The organism is Campylobacter sp. RM9333 (genome assembly GCF_020137705.1).
Classification (GTDB): Bacteria; Campylobacterota; Campylobacteria; order Campylobacterales; family Campylobacteraceae; genus Campylobacter_E.
In genome coordinates, this window is sequence record NZ_JACGAY010000001.1 from 42,691 (window position 1) to 61,229 (window position 18,539).

18 protein-coding genes are annotated in these 18,539 nt (G+C 26.6%); 9 read left to right on the plus strand and 9 right to left on the minus strand.

The window, feature by feature from the left end:
* Position 1: 1 nt before the first annotated feature.
* From AVBRAN9333_RS00240 to rsmH, 3 genes are read right to left on the minus strand one after another with little or no spacing between them, the layout of a single operon-like run.
* Positions 2-1,966 (minus strand): FUSC family protein, encoded by a 1,965-nt coding sequence (locus AVBRAN9333_RS00240; RefSeq protein ID WP_214116576.1) that lies wholly within the window; start codon positions 1,964-1,966, stop codon positions 2-4.
* Positions 1,953-2,255 (minus strand): hypothetical protein, encoded by a 303-nt coding sequence (locus AVBRAN9333_RS00245; protein WP_214116578.1) that lies wholly within the window; start codon positions 2,253-2,255, stop codon positions 1,953-1,955. The genes AVBRAN9333_RS00240 and AVBRAN9333_RS00245 overlap by 14 nt, the downstream gene beginning before the upstream one ends.
* Positions 2,255-3,160 (minus strand): 16S rRNA (cytosine(1402)-N(4))-methyltransferase RsmH, encoded by a 906-nt coding sequence (gene rsmH / locus AVBRAN9333_RS00250; RefSeq protein ID WP_214116580.1) that lies wholly within the window; start codon positions 3,158-3,160, stop codon positions 2,255-2,257. Before rsmH ends, AVBRAN9333_RS00245 begins: the two co-directional genes overlap by 1 nt.
* A 64-nt stretch (positions 3,161-3,224) precedes the next feature.
* Here rsmH and AVBRAN9333_RS00255 point away from each other — a divergent pair, with 64 nt between their 5' ends.
* The 4 genes from AVBRAN9333_RS00255 to ftsZ all read left to right on the plus strand — a co-directional run bounded on the left by AVBRAN9333_RS00255 (position 3,225) and on the right by ftsZ (position 7,868).
* The gene (locus AVBRAN9333_RS00255; RefSeq protein ID WP_336609224.1) at positions 3,225-3,722 is read left to right on the plus strand and encodes a hypothetical protein; all 498 of its coding nucleotides are present in this window, start codon (positions 3,225-3,227) and stop codon (positions 3,720-3,722) included.
* A 67-nt stretch (positions 3,723-3,789) separates the two neighbouring features.
* Positions 3,790-5,265 (plus strand): peptidylprolyl isomerase, encoded by a 1,476-nt coding sequence (locus AVBRAN9333_RS00260; protein WP_336609225.1) that lies wholly within the window; start codon positions 3,790-3,792, stop codon positions 5,263-5,265.
* Positions 5,262-6,680 (plus strand): cell division protein FtsA, encoded by a 1,419-nt coding sequence (gene ftsA / locus AVBRAN9333_RS00265; RefSeq protein ID WP_214116587.1) that lies wholly within the window; start codon positions 5,262-5,264, stop codon positions 6,678-6,680. The genes AVBRAN9333_RS00260 and ftsA overlap by 4 nt, the downstream gene beginning before the upstream one ends.
* 3 nt (positions 6,681-6,683) lie before the next feature.
* Positions 6,684-7,868, plus strand: coding sequence for a cell division protein FtsZ (gene ftsZ, locus AVBRAN9333_RS00270; RefSeq protein WP_214116589.1), 1,185 nt, complete (start codon positions 6,684-6,686; stop codon positions 7,866-7,868).
* Positions 7,869-8,225: 357 nt separating this feature from the next.
* Here ftsZ and AVBRAN9333_RS00275 read toward each other — a convergent pair whose 3' ends face one another.
* The 4 genes from AVBRAN9333_RS00275 to AVBRAN9333_RS00290 are packed head-to-tail and all read right to left on the minus strand — an operon-like array spanning position 8,226 to position 11,785.
* Positions 8,226-9,491: an MFS transporter gene (locus AVBRAN9333_RS00275; RefSeq protein WP_336609226.1), complete on the minus strand. Its 1,266-nt coding sequence runs from the start codon at positions 9,489-9,491 to the stop codon at positions 8,226-8,228.
* On the minus strand, positions 9,484-10,527 hold the full coding sequence (locus AVBRAN9333_RS00280) for an NAD(P)-dependent alcohol dehydrogenase (protein ID WP_214116593.1): 1,044 nt from the start codon (positions 10,525-10,527) through the stop codon (positions 9,484-9,486). Before AVBRAN9333_RS00280 ends, AVBRAN9333_RS00275 begins: the two co-directional genes overlap by 8 nt.
* Positions 10,528-10,536: 9 nt before the next feature.
* Positions 10,537-11,274 carry a hypothetical protein gene (locus tag AVBRAN9333_RS00285; protein ID WP_239802753.1) on the minus strand — a complete coding sequence of 246 codons (738 nt, stop codon included), beginning with the start codon at positions 11,272-11,274 and terminating at the stop codon, positions 10,537-10,539.
* A 1-nt stretch (position 11,275) separates the two neighbouring features.
* The gene (locus AVBRAN9333_RS00290; protein WP_336609227.1) at positions 11,276-11,785 is read right to left on the minus strand and encodes a rhomboid family intramembrane serine protease; all 510 of its coding nucleotides are present in this window, start codon (positions 11,783-11,785) and stop codon (positions 11,276-11,278) included.
* Between the two features lie 63 nt (positions 11,786-11,848).
* Here AVBRAN9333_RS00290 and AVBRAN9333_RS00295 point away from each other — a divergent pair, with 63 nt between their 5' ends.
* The 5 genes from AVBRAN9333_RS00295 (at position 11,849) to AVBRAN9333_RS00315 (ending at position 16,824) form a co-directional block, all read left to right on the plus strand.
* Complete coding sequence (locus tag AVBRAN9333_RS00295) at positions 11,849-12,586, plus strand: (Fe-S)-binding protein (RefSeq protein WP_214116599.1); 738 nt, start codon at positions 11,849-11,851, stop codon at positions 12,584-12,586.
* Complete coding sequence (locus AVBRAN9333_RS00300) at positions 12,583-14,013, plus strand: LutB/LldF family L-lactate oxidation iron-sulfur protein (RefSeq protein WP_336609228.1); 1,431 nt, start codon at positions 12,583-12,585, stop codon at positions 14,011-14,013. Before AVBRAN9333_RS00295 ends, AVBRAN9333_RS00300 begins: the two co-directional genes overlap by 4 nt.
* A complete protein-coding gene (locus tag AVBRAN9333_RS00305) occupies positions 14,006-14,662 on the plus strand; it encodes a LutC/YkgG family protein (RefSeq protein ID WP_214150424.1) in 657 nt (218 codons plus the stop codon). Before AVBRAN9333_RS00300 ends, AVBRAN9333_RS00305 begins: the two co-directional genes overlap by 8 nt.
* A 129-nt stretch (positions 14,663-14,791) precedes the next feature.
* The gene (gene proB, locus AVBRAN9333_RS00310) at positions 14,792-15,592 is read left to right on the plus strand and encodes a glutamate 5-kinase (protein ID WP_336609229.1); all 801 of its coding nucleotides are present in this window, start codon (positions 14,792-14,794) and stop codon (positions 15,590-15,592) included.
* Positions 15,593-15,594: 2 nt separating this feature from the next.
* Entirely contained in the window at positions 15,595-16,824 is a 1,230-nt protein-coding gene (locus AVBRAN9333_RS00315) for a glutamate-5-semialdehyde dehydrogenase (RefSeq protein ID WP_336609230.1), read from the plus strand.
* A gap of 9 nt (positions 16,825-16,833) precedes the next feature.
* On the opposite strand, the gene rimI is transcribed toward AVBRAN9333_RS00315, so the two are convergent.
* The gene (gene rimI / locus AVBRAN9333_RS00320) at positions 16,834-17,274 is read right to left on the minus strand and encodes a ribosomal protein S18-alanine N-acetyltransferase (RefSeq protein WP_214116611.1); all 441 of its coding nucleotides are present in this window, start codon (positions 17,272-17,274) and stop codon (positions 16,834-16,836) included.
* Positions 17,271-18,254 (minus strand): DUF2156 domain-containing protein, encoded by a 984-nt coding sequence (locus tag AVBRAN9333_RS00325; RefSeq protein ID WP_336609231.1) that lies wholly within the window; start codon positions 18,252-18,254, stop codon positions 17,271-17,273. Before AVBRAN9333_RS00325 ends, rimI begins: the two co-directional genes overlap by 4 nt.
* Positions 18,255-18,539 lie beyond the last annotated feature (285 nt).

Genomic DNA, 18,539 nt, shown 5'->3' on the forward strand with positions numbered 1-18,539 from the left:
TTTAGTTATCAATTAGATATTTATATACTATATCTTGGCGTTTTGAGATTTGGTTTATAAAATACTTAATTCTCTCATCGTTTGTTAGAATTTTATCATCTATTTCATCATAAAAATAATAAGGCAAGTCATTGCTTATATTTTCCATCATTTTAAATCTAGTGATTAAAATTCCAATATCTGATTGTTCTTTTAATTGAATTTTATTATATTTTGAATATAAATACTCATTTAATGATATACATAAGTTATTCATTTCCAAAACTGCTTCTAGTAGTCTAATTTGTTCAATTTTATTATGTTTGTTTCTGCTTTCGTATAAAAGGTTTTTAAGGCTTTTAATATTTAATAAAATTTTATTTTCATAATTTAAATAATCTTCTTTTTTAATAACAGCACTTAAAAAGTTTTTAAGATTATTTATTGCGTCTTTTAAAGTAGGTTTTATATCATCTTCGCTTTTGCTAGGCCAAAGATACGAAAAGGTATAAACTATAAAAAATGCTACAATAAAATCAATTAATCTATATACAAGTAATCTTTCATAATCAAGTCCTAAACTCGCAAATAAAATAGCAAGATTTAGCATAATAAAAATAGTTGCTATAAAATATGGAAAATGCTTAAAATATATACAAGCAAAATATGATAAAAATAGCACTACAAAAATTAATTTTGAATGTATTGAAAAAATAATTAAAAGTCCTAATGCAAAGCCTATTAGTGCTGCATAAATGGTTTCTTTATTATTAATTGTAGTTGAATTGATGGTTTCTTTAAACATTGTAAAAACACCCATCGCTATCCAAATTCCGTGGTCAATTTTGAAAAATAATGCTAAAAATAACGAAAACGAAGTTGCTAATGCAACTTTTATTGAGAATTTAAAATACTTATTATCAAAATGAAACTTTTCTAAAATAGTTTTAATTGTGATTTTTTTATCTTTTGGTTTTAAGGTTAATTGTTTTGCTCCACCTTGCTTAAATAATTCAAGCTTGTAATAAAGAACCTCTACTAAGGTACATAATATTGGTAATGTATTTAATTGTTTTAATCTATCAAGACAAAATGATTTGAGATTGACTTTTTCATCTTTAAATATCTTTTTTAATTCTTCAAGATTAAAAATAATTTCATTTTGAATATTTTTTATATGAGCATTTTTTGAATTTTGTTTAAAAAATGTCCTTAACGAAAATAAAGCAAGTGCTATTTCTTCACACTTTAGTAAATAAAACATAGCCATTTCTTGGTGTCTTATAAGGCTTGAATCTTTTATATTTACTGATTTACTTTCAAAAAGTCTTTTAAATTCATTTATCCTTGTTACGAATAAATTTTGCCACATTTCATATTTGCTATTTGTCATATTTTCACTCATATAAATCAAATCATTTAAAAGCATTATAAAACTTCTTCTAGTAAATCCACCATAAGTATAAAATGCAAAAGTTCTAAAAATAGTTGCTACGCAAGAGCCAATTAATGTAGCATAAAATACTTCTAAAGAATCAAAATTATTTAGACTAGCACTAATTAACATAGCCATAACAAGTAAGGTTGCATATATGCCAACTTTTAGTGCGTCTTGTGAAATTGCACCTGCAAAAATAACAGCGAAAATCCAAATAAAACTAGGAATTGCCATAAAAAAATCAAGTTTGATTAAATAAGGAACTACTAGAGCAAAAAAACAACCAAAAAAAGTAAAAGCTAGCAAATATAATATTTTCTTAGTTCCTACCGAATTAAGATTGTTCATATAAAATATAAAAACACAAGATAAAACACTAAAAATAGTATAGTTTTCGTGAATTGTAAAATAGCTTATGATTAAGCAAATAGCAAGTCCAACGCAAGCTTTCATAGCGTATAGTAATGAAAAATTACTAGGGTCGTATTTATGAAAATACACTTTTAATTTTTGATACGAATTAATAAAATATTGTTTATTTAGTTCCATATTGCACTTCAAAATAATTTGTAATTTTATTTTTAAATTGTAAAGCTTCTATTTTTCTTTTAAGCTCTTTATTTTCTTCGCTTAATACTTCTCTTTTGTCTTTTAATTGAGCATAAACTTTACTTGATTCATAGAGTTGAAGTCTAACCCAAACTAAGCTAATTGATATAATCATTATTATAAAAAATAATAATATTAGCCTTTTGTTAAAACCTAAAATAGAATAATCTTGGTATTTATTTATTAGTAATTCTTCTTTTTCTTCTGTACTTGTTCTTATGTTTTTCATTATTTTAAATAAAACGCTCTAAGTTTTGCACAACTTGACCTAGAATTATATTTTATTTCTTCTTTGCTAGGTTCAATTGGTTTTTTAGTAATAATTTTTCCTAAGGAATGGTTATTACCACATTCACATCTAATTGCAAATTCATCACAAATGCAATTATTTGCCCATTTTTTAAAAGTGTCTTTTACTATTTTATCTTCTAAAGAATGAAAAGTAATTATACAAATTAGACAATTTTTAAATTCTTTCAGTTGCTCTAAAAATCTTTTAAGCACTCCTAATTCATCATTTACTTCAATTCTAATTGCTTGAAATATTAAAGTTTTTAGGCTTACACTACGATTGTTTAACTTTGCATTTCCTATTATTTTACTAAGTTCTTTGCAAGAGTTAATAGGTCTATTTTTGATAATATTTGAAGCTATATCAGAAGCTAGTTTTTCTGGTAATTCTGCGTAATTTTTAAAAATTTCACTTAGTTGCTTGCTAGTATAGGTATTAATTAGAGTTTTTGCATCAAAATCTTTATTTTTATCCATTCTCATATCTAATTCACTAGAATCAAAAGAAAAACCCCTATCATCTTTATCTAATTGCAAACTAGATACTCCAATATCTGCTAATACACCTTTAATTTCATTTTTGTTATTAATGAAAGAAAATATATTTTCATAATTTGTTTTATAAATTTGAATATCTACATTAAATTCTTTTAATTTTTCTTTAGAATAATTGATGGCTTCTATATCTTGGTCGCACGCTATTAGATTTAGTTTATTATTATTTTTTAATATAGCACTAGCGTGTCCTGCATAGCCCAAAGTTGCGTCAAGATAATAACCATTATCTAAATCTTTAAATAATTTAACTACTTCATCTTTTAAAACGGGAATATGAATTTGCAAATGCTTACCTTGTAATTTAATATTGTATATATAATAAATAAAACTTTTTAACAAGGATATAATAATGTTTGCTGAAATCAAAAAATACGCAAAAATAATGTATGAAAAAGACTTTATATATGGACTTAATGGTTCTATATCTTCAAGATTTGAAGATAATGCGTTTTTAATAAACAAAAATACAATATTTAATGATGATAATTCATTCTTTATTAAATTATTGTTAAATGAAAATTATAAACAATATGATGCTTGTAAATATGTAAAATTACATTCAAAAATATATAATTCTTTTTCACAAGCTAAAGTGATAGCCGTAGTTTGCACTAAAGATATAATGAAAATATGCGATGGTTCAAGTTTGAAATATCAAAATCAAAATATTTTTATAGAAAATGAATTAATTTTACAAGATATGAATGTTTTAATAGATAAATTAAGAAAAAATAAATCTAATTTTTTAATGATAAAGAATTTTGGATTATTGATTTTTGATAGAGATTTTAATGGTTTATTTTCTAAAATTTTTGATATAGATTTGCAGGCTAAAATTTCTTTATAAATTAAATCTTTGTTAATGCTTATAAGATAGGATTTTTCTTTAAAAACACTTGAAATTAGGATAAATAATGATTACTTGGATGCAACGTCATAAAAAATATTTAGTTGTTACAATTTGGATTAGCGTTATAGCATTTGTTGGTGCAGGAACTGTTGGTTGGGGTAGTGTAGATTTAAATAGTTCAAGAAGCAAATATGTAGCAAAAGTAGGAAATTTAGGCGTAACACATAAAGAATTTAATGATAAATATAGCGAATTATTTTATATTCAAAATCAATTATCTAATGGTGAATTAACAGAAGAACAAGCGTTAAAATTAGGACTGGATAAACAAGCATTAGTGGAATTAATAAGAGAAAAATTATTATTAAATTATGCTTATGATTTGGGATTTTATGCTAGTGAAGAAGAAGTTGTAAAAACAATAGCTAGCTATGAGTTATTTAATAAAAGTGAAGAAGATAAAACATTTGATAAAAGTAAATATTTAACGTATTTGAAAAATTTAAGAATGAGTGAAGCAGATTTTGCTAATCAAATTAAAAATAAATTAGAAATTTCTAAATTATTAAAATTACTAGCAGTTCCAGCAAATAAAGAAGAATTAGAAATCGCAAATGCTAGTTTAAATATGCAAGATGAGATAAATTTAAAAATTATAGATTTGTCTAAAGAAGAAGATAAAATCAAATTAAGCGAAGATGAATTAAAGTCTTATTGGCAAGAACATAAAGATGAATACAAAACTGAACTATCATATGATTATTCTGTATATACATTAAATCCTAATTTAGATAATTTAATTGAAAGTGATATGAAAGCTTATTGGGAAAATAATAAATTTAATTATAAAGATGAAGAAGGCAAAATTAAAGAATATGAACTAGCATTAAATGATGTTAAGATAGATTTTGCTTTAAGTTTGTTAGAAAAAGAAGCTAAACTTGATTACATTAAGTTAAAAAATAATGAAATTAAATTCCAATCAACTACAAATCAAAATGCTTATTCTGAATTAGTTTTACAAAATAAAGATTTAAAAGTAGGTGAAATGAGTAAGCCTTTTATTATGGATAATAAATATTACATAGTAAGACTTGATAAAATAAATCAGCCAACTGCTTTAGAATTTGAAAAAGCTAAAATGATGGTAGAAGAAGATTTAAGAGAATTAAAATTTAAAGAATTATTGTCAAATACAGGCGAAGAAGAATTAAAAAAAGATAAAATTAATGGCAAAAATATAGGTTTTATATCTAAAGTTTCTAAAAATAATACCGATTTAACGGATACAGAATTTTTTACATTTGTGAGCGAGTTATTTTTGAAAAATACTAAAAAATCTTATGTGCTTTTAAATGATAAAGTATTAGTATATGAAATACTGTCTCAAAAATTAGTTGATAATACAAGTGAAAAGAATAATACTGATTTAAGTAATGAGTTGAAAAATATTAATTTTACTCTTATGCTTGATGATTTAATAAAAGAATTAGATAAGCGTTATGAAATTAAAAATTATTATAAAGGTAGTGAATTTTGAATATTTTAGCTATTGATCTTGGTTCTAGTTTAATAAAAGTAGCTATTGTTAGTTTTGATGGGGAAGGTATCAAAGTAGTTAGTGTCGCTAATACACAAACTTACGGAATTAAATCTGGAAAAATTACAAGCATTAATGACGCAAGTAATTCCATTAAAAAAGCAGTAAATAAGGTTAAGGAAAATTTAAGTATTAATATAGATAAAATTGCTGTTTCTGTTAGTGGAGCTTATACAAATTCTGTAACTGGATATGCTGACATAAGGTTAGATGCTAATGGCTCAGCAATTACGATTAAGGATATAGAAAAAGCAATTAATGCTGCTAGAACATCTGCAGATATTCATAGCGATCAAATTCCAATTCATATACTGCCTTATAGATTTAGAGCGAATAATACTGATAATATTGAAGATCCACTTGGTATGATGGCTTCAAGCTTTAGATTGGAAGCTAATATTATTACTATGAATAAAAATGATTATGAAAATATAAAGCAAATATTATCAAACGCTGATATAAAAAACTATGTTTTAGTATCTTCTATATATGCTAATTCAATTTATTGTTTAAATAACGATGAAAGAGAAAATGGTGTTGCTATCATTGATTGTGGTTCGCAAGTATGTGATATTGCAATATATGCTTATAATTCAATTATATGGATGTATTATTTTCCTTTTGGTTCTTGGCATATTACAAGCGATATTGCTAAATATCTTACCGCTAGTAATGAGGTTGCAGATAAAATTAAATTACAATTTTCTTTATTTAAAGATGAAGAAAATAGCACTCATGTAGAATATTACAAAACCGGTTCTCAAACTCTTGATAGAGTATCTGTTGAATCAGTTTCAAAGTGTGTAAATATGAGACTTACAGAAATGCTTGAATGTATATATGCTAGCATAGATGATAGTCCTTATGAGAAATTTTTCTCAAGAGTAGTTTTAACTGGAGGTTGTTTCAAAATAGACAATATGGCTGAAAGAGCAACTCCTAAATTTAACAATAAAGCCGTAAGAACCGTTATAGAAAAAAATAGCGTATTTTATGGGGATAATGAGATTTTTACTATGCCTGAATATACATGTTTATTAGGCCTATGTATGTATTCTTGTGGTTTTCATACTAAATATGAGCTTAATTCTAGTGGTGTTTTATTAACTAGACAAAAAACCACAGAATTAGAAAAAATTATAGATTTTTCGGTAGATAAAGAAATAGAAACTAAAAACAATACTTCTTATTACACAAATATAGATGTTAAGGAACAAAAATTGCTTAAGATTGAAAAAAATGACAAAGATGAAGTATTAGAGTCATTAAAGATTAGTTCTAACGAAGAAAAATCTGAAGGCGTTTTTGCTAAATCTTGGAAGAAAGTTTGTGCTTATATAGAAAGGATATTTTAAGAAATGGATTTTGATATTTTAGGTGATAATATAGATTTTAAAGTAATGGAGAGTGAAATGGATTGCGGCGTTAAGATAAAAGTAATTGGTGTTGGTGGAGCAGGTGGAAATATGATAAATCATATTGTAGAAACTTGTGCTAGTTCTTTAAAAGTTGATATTTCTAATGTAGATATTATGATTGCAAATACTGATATTCAAGATATAAATAGGTCAAAAGCAAACATTAAAATACAATTAGGACCAAAGAAGACAAATGGTCGTGGAGCTGGTGCAAATCCTGAAATAGGTAGAATTTCAGCTGAAGAAGTTGAAGATGAAATTAAAGAACGCTTAGCAGGAACAGAATTATTATTTATCGCCGAAGGTCTAGGCGGTGGAACTGGCACTGGTGCAGGTCCAGTTATTGCTAAAATTGCAAAATCTTTAGGCATACTTGTTGTTTCTGTTGCTACATTCCCATTTAGTTATGAAAAAGCTAGAATTAAAGCTGCTGAAAAAGGATTAGAAGAGCTAAAAAAAGAAAGCGATTGCGTTATATTAATCCAAAATGATAAGTTAAAATTAGTAGTTCCAAAAACTTTAAATACTAGAGAAGCTAACAAATTTGCTAATGATGTTTTAGTAAATGCTGTAACCGGCATAATTAAAATGTTATTAATTGAAGCTGATACTAATATAGATTTTGCAGATGTTACTTCTGTTATGAGCCATCGTGGAACAGCACTTATGGGAATGGGAAGAGCTGAAGGTGAAAATGCTATTAAAGAAGCGTATGCAAATGCAATTGATTCTCCATTATTAGAAAATTATACAACTAACCTACAAGACGCTAAAGCTATGATAGTATTTTTTAGCTATGGTGAAAATATTCCTTTCTTCCAACTTGTTGAGACAATGGAAGAGATTTCAAATTCTAGTAACGAAGATTTAAATGTATTCTGCGGACATGTATTAGATACTAGCTTGCCAGCTGATGCTGTTGAAGTTACTATTATAGCTACAGGTTTTGATGAAACAAGAGCACAAAAAGCTAAAATTGAGCAAGAGAGCAAAAAGCGTGAAGAAGAGTTAAGCTATAAAATAGTTCAACCTGAAATGCAAAAAGTAAGTGGCGGAACAATAAAAGTAGATTATAAAACTAGAGATTTTAACGAACCTGCATTCGTTAGAAATGGTCAAGATTAATATTAAAAATTGGCTTAAAATGTTGCTATAATTTTATTTATGGGGGACAAAATATCCCCCAAATGTCCCCGCAATATTTTTTGCATATATTTATTTAAAAAGATTTTAAAAGTATTTCAAAGCCGATTTAATAGGCTTTTATAAAGATTTTGTAAAGTATGTTGTAAAGGTTTTTTAAAAGTATTTTATAAAATGTAAAGCAAAAACTCTTATTTTATACACTTTGTAAAGCACTTACATTTTACAAAAATCAAGCTTAAATAACGAGCACATAAAGCTTTCAACTTATTTTATATCACTTACATTCTTTACATAAGTTTATATAATAAAAAATCTAGCAATGATTAAAAACCATTGCTAGATTTTTTTTCTAAAAGCAAAATAAATTAAGATTAATTGTAAACACGCTAAAAATAGTATTAATTTTATAGAATTTAAAAAGCCAATTTCGTAATTATTATTAAAAATTATAGATATTATCATCACAGCATAGCTTCCAAAACTTTGTTGAAAAGTATTTATATAATTATTTGCATTTGTTTTATCTTTAGAAATTTTTATAGAGTAAGAAATTAAAGCACTCATAGATAAGCCTTGTGCGAAAGCGTAAATTAAATAACACATTGAAAGATTTAATAATGTTTTTTCTTCAATATTTAATAATAAAATATTTGCAATTATTATGATAAAAATACCTAGCAAACTTAATTTAAAAGAGCCAAATTTATCGCTTAAATATCCGCTTATTGGAGATAAAATAGCAGCAATTAATGAGCCTAAAAGCATTACTTTACTAGCTTCAAAATTATCATAATTTTTATTCATAATTAAATAATTCGGTAGTATTAACGAGTAGCTTAAAGCAAAAAACTGCATTAAAAATACAATTAAAGTAGATGAGAAAAATTGCAAATTCTTAGCACTTGCAATAATTTTGCTTTTATTTAGCATAAAAATAATTAAAATACTAAAAAATAAAATATAAATATATTTAATACTTATAGCAACACTAATTACTAGCAATACAATTAATATATATTCTTTTAAGTCTAATTTATATTTTGTTCCAAGATTTGGAATATTTTTAATTCCTAAAACAAAGGCAAAAACCAAAAAAGGTATTAAAAATATAAAAATATCTTTAAACTGAAAATATTTCATAATAAATCCACCATAAATTGGCCCAAAACCAGGTGCAGTCGCTACTAAAAATATACAAAATCCCATCAAAAATCCGAAGTATTTTTCACTAGCTTTAAAAATTACCATATTAAACATAAGTGGTAGAGCAATACCTGCGGCAATTCCTTGTAAAAATCTAGCAAAAACTAAAATATAAAACTCACCTGCACTTGAGCAAATTATTAGGCTTATTAAAAATAATAAATTAGTAAAAATAAAAAGTTTTTTAGTATTAATTTGATTTACTAAATATGAGCTTAGTGGCATTGTAAGTGTGATTGCTAGTAAAAACATAGAAGTAAGCAAAGAAGCCTTATTAATATCAATATTAAAAGTTTGTATTAAATAAGCAAAAGTTACATTTAAAGAAGTTTCAATTAATACGCTTAAAAATGATATTAAGCCTAAAGATATTAGGCTTAAAATTAGATTTTTATTCATTAAAATCAATTACATATCTAAAAGAATTTGAATTATTCAATAAATCATCATAAGCTTTATTAATTTCATCAGGTTTTATGATTTTAACTTCTGGATAAATTGAGTGTTTTAATGAAAATTCAAGCATTTCTTTAGTTTCTTTAATGCCACCTATTAATGAGCCATAAATTTTCTTATGACTTACTCTAATTAAGGCATTTAGACTAATTGATACTTGCTCGTTTATTGGTGGTAAGCCAACGATTGCCATTTCTCCGCCGTATTTTAAAGTTCTCGCATACGCTAAGACATCGTATTTACTTGGAATTGTGCTAATTATTACATCAAATTTTTTATCAACCTTATTAATATCATTATAATAATTACTTGCTCCAAGTTTAATAGCTGCTTCTTTTTTAGTATCGTTTCTAGCTATTACACTAACATTTGCACCCATTGCTTTTGCGTATTTAAAAGCCATTACACCCAAGCCTCCAAATCCTGCGATTGCTACATCCATACCTTTACTAACTTTAGAGAATTTAAGTGGAGAATAAGTAGTAATTCCTGCACAAAAAAGTGGAGCAATTAGTTTTAGTGGAGCATTATTAGGAACTTTAATTGCATAGTTTTTATGAACTTTTATATAATTTGAATATCCGCCTTTAGTAATTTCTGAATTATTAAAATAATCAACGCTATTATAAGTCCAAACAGCACCTTTTTGACAAAATTGCTCATTTGAGTTTAAACAAGCATCACATTCACCACAAGAATTAATCAAACAACCAATTCCTGCGTAATTTCCTATTTCAAATTCTTTTACATTTTTACCGATTTCAACTACTAAGCCAACTATTTCATGACCTGGAACTATAGGATATTTTGTAGCTTTCCATTCATTTTTAGCAGCGTGAATATCACTATGGCAAATCCCACAATACATAGTTTTAATCAATATCTCATCATCTCTTAAAGCACTTCTTTTAAAAGTAATTGGCTTAAAATTAGCACTTTCATCATAAGCTGCAAAGCCTTTAGTTATAATTTCACTCATATTTTTTCCTTATTTGCAAGTTAATTCTAAAGTAGCGTTTAATTTAAAATCACTATCTTTTTCTATTGGTGTATCATCGTATTTATAATCAGCACCTAATATTTGATTTTGTGCTAATTCATAATGTTTTATTGATTTTATTTCACAAATTTTATTTGTAAGATTAGAATATTTATCTTTTATACTTATAGCTTTTTTAAATATTTCATCATACAATTCTTGTTTTATTATGCTTATTTCTTCTTTACTAACTGATAGATTTAAGGCAGGAGAATTAATTGTAATATACTCATTATTAGCTAGTATGTTATCTATATCTTTTAATAAATTCTTATAGTTTTGATATTCTTCTTTTTTAAACTCGCATCTTAAAGCAGAATCAAATTTATAACCATTTGGAATATTCATTCCATCTTGATAGGCTATATTAGGTTGTAATATATAGCTTCCACCTTCACATAAATTACTTTCTTTTACTCTTTCTAATACCTTAGAGAACAATTCTTCTATTTCATTCTTTTCATTTTCATTTAGATTTTCTTTTACACTAAGTTGTTTTGTCATAGTAAATTTTGGATTTGAAATATAAGAATCATAATTTAATCTTTTTTCTACTTCTATTGTTTGCTCAATAACAATTTCATCTTTATTTATTAAATACTCATAAATTTTAGTAGATATTAATCCTAATATAAAGAATATAAATAAACTAAAGCATAAGCTAAAACCTTTTAAAAAATTTTTCATTCTATCTCCTTAAAAAATAAATTCCATAAGCATAGATTATGCCAAAAATAGCACCAAAAATATGAGCCTGCCAAGCAATATTTTGAAAAATCACAGCAGAAATTATACTAGTTACTACAATAGCTATTAAAAATCCATTTTGTCTTAAAATAATTGCAGCATAACCCATCAAAGCACTAATAGCTCCACTAGCTCCAAGTAAAATGAAATTATAATATCCCATATTTATCATTAAATAATAATACCCCAAAGATGAAATAATTGCACCTACAAAATATACAATTAGTAAGTGTTTGATATTTAAAAATCTAAGAATTTGAGATAGCATAAAAAGCATTACCATATTCATAAAAATATGCTCAAAATCTCCGTGTAAAAACGAGTAGGTAAAAAATGTATAAAAATCACTTCCATAATAAAGTGAAAAGTTATTTATAAATACAGATTTACCAAATAAAAATTCAAGTAAATAAATCAACACATTTAAAAAAATAATCGCATAAAAAACCATTTTAACCCTTTAATATTTTTAAAGTTATATAATAAATTATCATTTTATTAAAAAGGGTTAAAAATGCAAAAAAAAGTATATTTTTATGCGACCTGTCTAGCAAGTGCTGCTATGCAGAATACTATTTTAAACTCTATTAAGCTTTTAAGAAGTGCTGGAGTTGAAGTGATTTTTAAAAAAGATCAAACCTGTTGCGGTCAGCCAAGTTATAACACAGGATATTTTAAAGATACTAAAAAAGTAGCTTTATATAATGCCGAATTATTTAGTGAAGATTTGCCAGTAGTAATTCCTAGTGGAAGTTGCGGTGGTATGATGAGCCATGATTATGTTGAGCTTTTTAAAGATGACGCAAATTATGAAAAAATTAAAAAATTTAGCTCAAAAGTAATAGAACTTAGTCAATATTTAGAACAAATTGGATTTAAGATAGAAGATAAAGGAGAGCCTATTAAGGTTACTTGGCATAGCAATTGCCACGCTTTAAGAGTGCAAAAAAGCATTGAAGCTTCTAAAAATTTATTAAGAAGTCTTAAAAATGTTGAATTAGTTGAGCTTAAATATGAAGAAGAATGCTGCGGATTTGGTGGGACTTTTAGTGTAAAAGAGCCTGAAATCTCAAACGCTATGGCAACTGCAAAAGTAAATGATATAGTTGAAAGTGGAGCAAAGGTTATAATTTCAGCTGATGGTGGGTGTTTATTAAACATTCGTGGAACTATTGCAAAAATGGGTCTTGATATCAAAACTTATCATTTATATGACTTTTTAGCTGCTAGAATGCAAGGAGAAAAGATATGAAAAATCATAGTGAATTAATTAAAACTAAATTAGCTGATAAACAAATGAGAGAAAATGTAAGCTCTGCAATGCACGCCTTACAAGATAGAAGAAAAAACCTAATAAATGCAAAATTTCAAGATTGGCAAGGGCTTAGAACAAAAGCACAAAAAGCTAAAAATAATGCTTTATATACCTTAAAAGATAGGGTATTAGAATTTGAAAAAAATGCTACAAAAAATGGAATGAAAGTGCATTTTGCAAATACTAAAGAAGATGCTTGTGAGATAATTTATGAGCTAATGATGGAAAAGAAAATCAGTAAAGTCTTAAAAGGCAAATCAATGGCTAGTGAAGAAATAGGCTTAAATCACTATTTAGAACACAAAGGCTTGAATGCAATTGAAACTGATTTAGGAGAGCTGATTTTACAATTAGGTAATGAAACTCCTGTTCATATAGTTGTTCCTGCAATTCATAAAAATCGTTATGAAATAGGAGAATTATTTAGCGAAAAATTAGGCGTAGATAAAGAAAGTGAGCCTGAAAAATTAAATGCAATTGCTAGAACTCATCTAAGAAATGAATTTGAAGGTTTGCAAATGGGAATTAGCGGGGTAAATTTTGCAATTTCAAGCGAAGGTGCTATTTGGCTGATTGAAAACGAAGGCAATGGTAGAATGTGTACAACTGCTCCAACTATTCATGTAGCAATTTGTGGAATTGAAAAAATAGTAGAGAGTTTTACTGATGCAGCTACAACTGATACATTATTAACTCCATCTGCTACAGGACAATTTATCCCTGCGTATAACAATATTATTACAGGCCCTAGAAAAGCTGATGAGCTAGATGGTCCTAAAGAAGTGCATATAATATTATTTAACAACCATAGAACAAATATTTTAAGTAACGAAGATTATTATGAAGCATTACGCTGCATTAGATGTGGTGCTTGTATGAACTTTTGTCCTGTATATGATAAAATCGGCGGTCATAGTTATGATGCTGTTTATCCTGGTCCAATTGGAGAAGTTATATCTCCGCAATTATTCGGTATGAAAGAGCATGGAGATATTTTAAGTTTATGTTCTTTATGTGGTCGTTGCTCTGAAGTTTGCCCTGTAAAAATCCCACTTGATAGTATGATTAGAAAATTACGCCGTGATAAGATAGGTGAAGCTGGGGACAATGCTCCACTAGGTGCAAATGAATTAGAGCATAGTGCAATGGAAAGCTATGGATTTGCTAAGTTTGCTGATATTGCTACAAGTCCAAAAATGTGGAGAGTTGCTATTGGTAACGCAAGTAAGTTTAACTGGCTATTACAAAGTCTAGGAACAAGCCTACCTGTGCTTAAAAATTGGGCTACTTATAAAGACTTACCTGAACTTAAAGGAAATATTTATAAAGAATTAGAAAACTTAGAAGGAGTTTCTTATGAATAAGAGAATTGAAGAGATAAGCAATCGCTCAAGAAATCAGATTTTAAACGCAATTGAATGTGGTGTAAGACACGAGTTAAATGATAAAAGTATAGACCCAAGTGTGCATATAAAACAAAGCGATAATCCTTTAGAAGAAACTAAAACCAAAATGAGTGAAAACAAATTTGAAGTTCATGAAGTTAGTGGCTTAGATAATGTTTATGATGAAATAAACAAAATCACAAGCTCTTATGGATATTCATCTTTAATTTATCCAAAAAGCCTAAGTGCTGATGTAGAAAAAATAAATGCAAGTAAAAAAGTTTGTTTTGATAAAAGCGTAGAAGAATTAAGAAGTGAAGTTTTTCATAGTGATTTTTCAGTAATTGATGTAGAATTTGCTATTAGCTCACATGGGGTTGCTTGTGTAAAATCAAGTGCAAATCAACCAAGAATGCTAAGCCTTGCTCCAATGCTTTGCATTATGCTACTTGATAAAACAAAAATTGAGCCTTCACTTGCTAGTGGTCTTGCTAGAATAAAGGCTGAAAATGAGATTTTACCTACTAATATTTTATATATTGCAGGTCCTAGTAGAACATCTGATATTGAGCTTGTAACCGTTTTTGGAGTTCATGGAAGTCAAAAAGTTCATATAATATTTTACTAAAATTTACCCCTAATATTAGGGGTAAAATATTATTATTTTATATTCTAATCATTTTAAATTCTCATTTGTAATTTTTATATTTAAGCATTAATTTAAAGTATTTAATATTCTTCTAAATAAGGGGAAAATATGAATGAGAATTTAAAAATTAATTTAAAAGATAGCAAAAGAATTGTAATCAAAGTTGGCACATCAACTCTAACTTATGAAAATGGTAATTTAAACTTAGGATTAATTAATAAGTTAGCTTGGGTTTTAGCTGATTTGAAAAATCAAGGAAAAGAAGTTGTATTGGTTACTTCAGGTGCGATTGGGGTTGGCTCAAAAAAACTTGGCTTTAAGCAAAGACCTACAATTACTATGGAAAAACAAGCAGCAGCAGCAATAGGTCAAGCAGAGCTTATGCATATTTATCAAAACGCATTTGCTAATTTTAGTTCATTTGTAGCACAAGTTTTACTAACTAAAGATGATTTTGAAATAGAGCAAAGAAAACAAAATACTGAAAACACTTTAAATACTTTATTAAAATACGAAATTATCCCGATAATTAATGCTAATGATACTATTTCAACTTATGAGATTGAATTTAGTGATAATGATAGCCTTTCGGCTAGTGTTGCTTGTCTAATCAAGGCTGATTTGCTAATAATCTTAAGTGATATAGACGCATTTTATACAGCAAATCCTAAGAACAATCCTAATGCAAAAAGAATTTCTTATGTAGAAAAAATCACAGATGAGATTATGCAAATGGGCGGAGATAAAGGTAGTGAGTTTAGTATAGGTGGTATGAAGACAAAATTACAAGCTGCAAGTAATTGTGCTACAAATGGTGTAAGAATGGCTATTTTAAACGGCTCTAATCCTATGAATATTAGCGAGTTAATTAGTGGTGCTGATATAGGAACTATTTTTGATAAGGAGTAAAAATGATTGATATTTTATGCAAGAATGCAAAAAATGCAAAGACTAAATTAGCTAAGCTTAATTCAAGTATTAAAAAAGAAGTTTTAAATTCTTGTGCTGATGAAATACTTGCAAATATTGATGGTTTATTAAAAGCAAACCTTAAAGATATTAATGATAATTCAAATCTAAAAAGTGCTTTTGTAGATAGGTTAAGACTTAATGAAAATAGAATAAATAATATGATAAGCACTTTAAGAAATGTCGCTTTACTTGATGATGTAGTGGGTAGGGTAGTATTTGGAAAGACTTTAGAAAATGGTCTAAAAATGCAGCAAATTAAGGTGCCTTTAGGAGTAGTTGCTATTATTTTTGAATCTCGTCCTAATGTTTGCGTAGATGCTTTTGCACTATGTTTTAAGAGTTCTAATGTAGTGATTTTAAGGGGTGGAAAGGAAGCTTTAAATACTAATTTATTTTTAGTTTCAATTTTTCAAAAGGTATTAAAAAGATTTGGTTTAGATGAGAATTTCGTTCAGATTGTAAGTGATACTAATAGGGATTTAGTAAAAGAGCTTTTAGGGGCGAATGATTATATAGATGTTGTAATTCCAAGGGGTAGTGCTAGTTTGATTAATGAAGTTAAAAATAATAGCCTAATTCCTTGTATTCAAACAGGAGTAGGGAATTGCCATATTTATGTTGATTATAATGCGAAAATAGATGATGCTATAAATATTATAAATAATGCTAAAACGCAAAGACCAGGGGTATGTAATAGTGTAGAGACTTTACTCATTAATAAAAATATAGCTAGCGAAATTTTGCCTTTATTAGAAAGCAAAATGCCTAATGTAGAGCTTAGAGTTTGCACTAAGTGTGAGAAATTTTTAAAAAATTATAAAAAGGCAAACGAGAGTGATTGGGAAGAAGAATTTGAAGATTTAATACTAGCTATTAAAATAGTAGATGATATTAATGAAGCTATACTTCACATTCAAAAATACAGCACAAATCATTCAGAAGCGATAATCTCTCAAGATTATACTAATATTAATAAGTTCTTAGATGAGATTGATTCAGCAGTTTTATATGTAAATGCTAGCACTAGATTTAGCGATGGTGCGGAATTTGGCTATGCGGCTGAAATAGGAATAAGCACTCAAAAGCTTCATGCAAGAGGTCCTATGGGATTAAATGAATTAACAACTACAAAATATCAAATCATAGGAAATGCTCATATTAGAAAATAAACTTAAAGCCTAATTTTTAGGCTTTAATATAAGCGTCATTTTAATACCATCTTCATTGCTATAATAATTTTTTAAGATTTTTTCTTCTTTAAATTGAAGTTTTTTATATAAATTAATAGCATTTATATTGCTTACTCTTACTTCTAAAAATATCTTTTCTTTATTTAATACTTTAGCATTATTAATTAGCTCTTCGCATAATTTTGTGCCTATTTTTAAACCCTTAAATTCATCTTTTATCGCTAAAGAATATATTCTAATACTATTTTTATAAGTAAGCTTCATAATATATCCAGCTACTTTTTTATCACATAAAAAAATAAATATGTTTTCTTTTTTTATGTGATATAAGAAATTATTTTTACTTAACTTAAAACAATCATTTTTAAAACATTCTTCTTCAATTAGCAAAAGGTCTTTTAAATGAGTTTTAGTAGCTTTTATAATCATAGTTTTTGGTATATTGTATATTTTGGTATGATTTTTTCTGGACGATACGACATTTTAACTTTTTTTAGGTTTTCAAAGCCCATATCATCTCCTACATTTATGTATTTACAATCATATTTTTCTTTTAAAACTTTTGAAAACTCTCTAAATATAAATTGAGCACAACCTAAAGTTTCAAAATCAGTTTTTTCAATCAATACACTTGCTGTATCGCTACATATTTTTTCGCCTATTGTAAAGCCTTTTAATTCATCATCAATATAAATTACTAAGCCATCTAGTCCTAATGTCTCGTAATCTTGTAAGCATTTTTTAATTGCTAATCTTTCTTGATAAATTCCATCTAAAAACGCATCTACTTCTGCTTTTGGAACATATTTAATCCTATCGCTTACCCATTTATCAAAAAGCATTTTTATATCATCGCTATGTTTTTTACAATCTAATGTCTGTAAAAAATAATTTGGATATACTCTTTTAAATTTATTAATTTCGGTTCTTTTAGTGTGATAAGCATTGCCCTTAAGCTCTATTAAATCATCGCTTACATATATATAATCTGCTAATTTTTTTTCTATTATATAATTATCTAGTGAGCTAAACATAACTTCACCTTCATTTGTATGGGTAATAAATCCTTCTAAGAAGTTATCACAAACATATTCAATTTTAGAGTAATATGTAGAAGTATTGTTTTCATTCATAATCTTAAAGCATTCTGGTATGCTATCATAACAATCTTGAGGTTTTCCTAGTGGTGGTAATAACATAGATAATTCTCCACCATTCATAACAAATAAGCAAAATGTATTATTGATTATTGAATAAAATCCACTAGCTTTAGAAAGCCAAATATAGTTCGCACAAAATGAATAATCACTGACATTAACATCAAAATCCTTTAAGTATTCTTGCATAATTGGTTTTGTTTTTAAGTCAAATGATTTTAGTGTATGTCCTTGTAGTTTTATCTCTGCCACTTTAATCCTTTTTTTAAAAAAATGTCGCGATTATAGGTTATTAAAGTAACTTATTAGATATAATCAATTAGCTAAATTAATTATTTTCTAAGTGTTTTATAAATAGTTCAAATTAGAGAATTTGTTAATTTTTACTTTTATATTTTTAGAAATATATGTAGATTTTGAATATATTAAGTTTTTTATAAATTCTATTGTTGTGATTTAATCATATAAGTATATTTTTAAATTCATAAAATTAACTTTTTAAATATTTATAAATATTTAATGAGTGTTTTGTTAATG